Origin of the sequence: Aliidongia sp., assembly GCF_035943795.1 — a bacterium.
Lineage (GTDB): Bacteria > Pseudomonadota > Alphaproteobacteria > ATCC43930 > CGMCC-115725 > Aliidongia.
Genome location: NZ_DASZBY010000160.1, coordinates 1 through 2,457, shown reverse-complemented (window position 1 = coordinate 2,457; position 2,457 = coordinate 1). Strand labels below are relative to the sequence as shown.

Sequence of the window (2,457 nt, the reverse complement as noted above, 5' to 3'; positions counted from 1 at the left end):
CCGGCGCGGATCGCCTGGGTCAGTTCGGCGGCGGCGGCATCGACCGCCAACACGTCGTTGCCGTCGACCTCGATCGCCGGAATGCCGAACGAGCGGGCGCGCGCGCTGGCACCCTCGCCCGCCGTCATGGTCGTGGTCCGGGTCGTGGCCGCATAGCCATTATCCTCGCACACGAACAGCACCGGCAGATGGAACACGGCGGCCCAGTTCAGCCCTTCCAGGAACGGCCCGCGGTTGATGGCGCCATCGCCGAAGATGCAGCAGACCAGATGCGGCTCGCGCTTCAGCTTGATGGCATGGGCGGCCCCGGCGGCGATCACGATGTTCGCCGCGACCACACCGTTGGCGCCCAGCATGCCGACCGAGAAATCGGCGATATGCATCGAGCCGCCCTTGCCGCCGCAATTGCCGCCCTCGCGCCCCAGCAGCTCGCGCATCATCGCCTCGCTGTCGGCGCCCTTGCCCAAGGTATGGCCGTGGCCGCGATGGGTCGACAGCAGGATGTCCGCGCGGGTCAGATGGGACGTGATGCCCGCCGCGACGGCCTCCTGTCCGATCGAGGGATGGATGGCGCCCAGGACCACCTTGTCGTCGAGCCCGCGCAGCGCCTGTTCCTCGAACGCGCGGATCCGCCACATCATCCGATGGTGGGCGCGCAATCGGCCAAGGCCGAGATTGTCACCGGGTGCTGGACCGTTCATTGGCTCTGACCTCCCATCCGTCCATCCGCCACCAGGGGTGGCAGGCGCCGTTCCAGGTCGGCGGCCTCCTTCTTCAATATTGTCACCAGCTCTTCGCGCCGATCGGCGCCCACGCGGTCCCGGATCGCCGCCAGGCTGAGCGCGAACAGCGGGCGGCCATCGGCGTCGCGCACCGGCACCGCGATCGCGTTCATGGCCGGCACGATCAGGCCGTCATTGAACGCGTAGCCGTCGGCGCGGGTGCGGGCGACGAGGCCGATCAGCGCGTCCCGGGTGAAGCCGTTGAAATCCTTCAGCCATTCCGCGTTGCGCTTCAGGATCGCCGCGACCTCGCCGTCGGGCAGGGCGGCTAGCAGCGCCAGGCTGCCGGCGCCGACGCCCAAGGGCCGGCGGTCACCGACGTCGAGCGTCAGGGTGCGGATCGGGAAATGGCCGACCGCCCGGCCGATGCAGATCGCCGCCAGGCCCTCGCGGACCGAAGCGAAAACCGTGTCGCCGGTCGCCTGGGCCAAGCGGGCGAGCGCGCCCTCGGCCAGCGCGGCCACGTCCTGTTGCAGGGCGGCGCGGCCCAGCGTGGCGACGACCGCGCCCAGGCGGTACTGTCTGGTCGGCAGATCCTGGAAGGCAAAGCCGACGTCGGTCAGCGCGGTCAGCAGCCGGTGGGTCGTGGCATGACCGAAGCCGGTGGCCTTGGCGATCTCGGTCAGGCTGACCCCGCCGGCGCCATGGCCTGCCAGCACGCGCAATAGCGCGGCGATCCGATCGACGGTCTTGACGGCCGTTTCCGGCATCAGGCGGCATTCCTTCCCAAGCTTCGGCCCGCGGGTCTGCTCGCCCCCGTTTCCAAAATCAGCTATCAACTAGGCTCGATTTCGGAAAGATCGTCAATCCTCGGAGCCATGACCATGGTCGAAATCATCGTCGCACCCACCGTCACCAAGCTCGGCCCCGATGCTTCGGGCGCGGTGCTGGTGACCGGGTCCCACGGCGGCCTCTACCCCGGCCGGCTCGCGGCAGCAGCGGATGTACGGGCAGCGATCTTCCATGATGCGGGGCTGGGCCGGGGCGAGGCCGGCATCGGCTCGCTGGCGCTGCTGGACGGGCTCGGCATCGCCGCCGCTGCCGTGGCACACGACAGCGCCCGGATCGGCGACACCGCCGACATGTGGGCACGTGGCCGGATCAGCCGGGCCAACGGTGCGGCCACCGCGCTCGGCGTCGTGCCCGGCATGGCCTGCGCGGCTGCGGCCGAGCGGATGAAGTCGGCCGATCATCGTTCGGGCGAGGTCGCCCACGGTGGCGAGGCCCGGCTGGTCCTGGCGCGGCCGGCACGGTCGATCGTGCTGATCGATTCCGCGGCCATGGTCGATCCGGTCGCCGATATCGGCGCGATCGTCGTGACCGGCTCCCATGGCGGGCTGGTCGGCGGCATCCCGGCAATGGCGCTCCGGGTCGACGGTTTCGCCGGCGTCTACAATGATGCCGGCATCGGCATCGACGAGGCCGGCATCGGCCGGTTGCCGGCGCTCGATGCGCGCGGCATCGCCGGCCTGACCGTCTCCGCTGCCTCGGCCCGCATCGGCGAGGCGCGCTCGACCTTCGAGGATGGCATCATTTCACGCGCCAACCGCACCGCGACGGTGCTGGGGGCGGCGCCGGGCATGCGGCTGACGCCGCTGCTCGAGCGCTGGGCGGCCGGGGAATAACCGGTGCCGCGTCACAGGTCCCTGAGGGCCTCGACCGGCACGATCGGCAG

3 protein-coding genes are annotated in these 2,457 nt (G+C 70.8%); 1 reads left to right on the top strand and 2 read right to left on the bottom strand.

The features are described 5' to 3' along the window. Together VGV37_RS30305 and VGV37_RS30300 are read right to left on the bottom strand one after the other, a co-directional pair. Positions 1 to 701 (bottom strand): thiamine pyrophosphate-dependent dehydrogenase E1 component subunit alpha (locus VGV37_RS30305; RefSeq protein WP_326883615.1); only part of this gene is annotated, 701 nt, incomplete at its 3' end. Beyond that, positions 698 to 1,492 (bottom strand): IclR family transcriptional regulator, encoded by a 795-nt coding sequence (locus VGV37_RS30300; RefSeq protein WP_326883614.1) that lies wholly within the window; start codon positions 1,490 to 1,492, stop codon positions 698 to 700. The genes VGV37_RS30305 and VGV37_RS30300, both read right to left, overlap by 4 nt. Positions 1,493 to 1,606: 114 nt before the next feature. Between VGV37_RS30300 and VGV37_RS30295 the strand changes: the two genes are divergently transcribed. After that, complete coding sequence (locus VGV37_RS30295; RefSeq protein ID WP_326883613.1) at positions 1,607 to 2,407, top strand: hypothetical protein; 801 nt, start codon at positions 1,607 to 1,609, stop codon at positions 2,405 to 2,407. Positions 2,408 to 2,457: the final 50 nt, after the last annotated feature.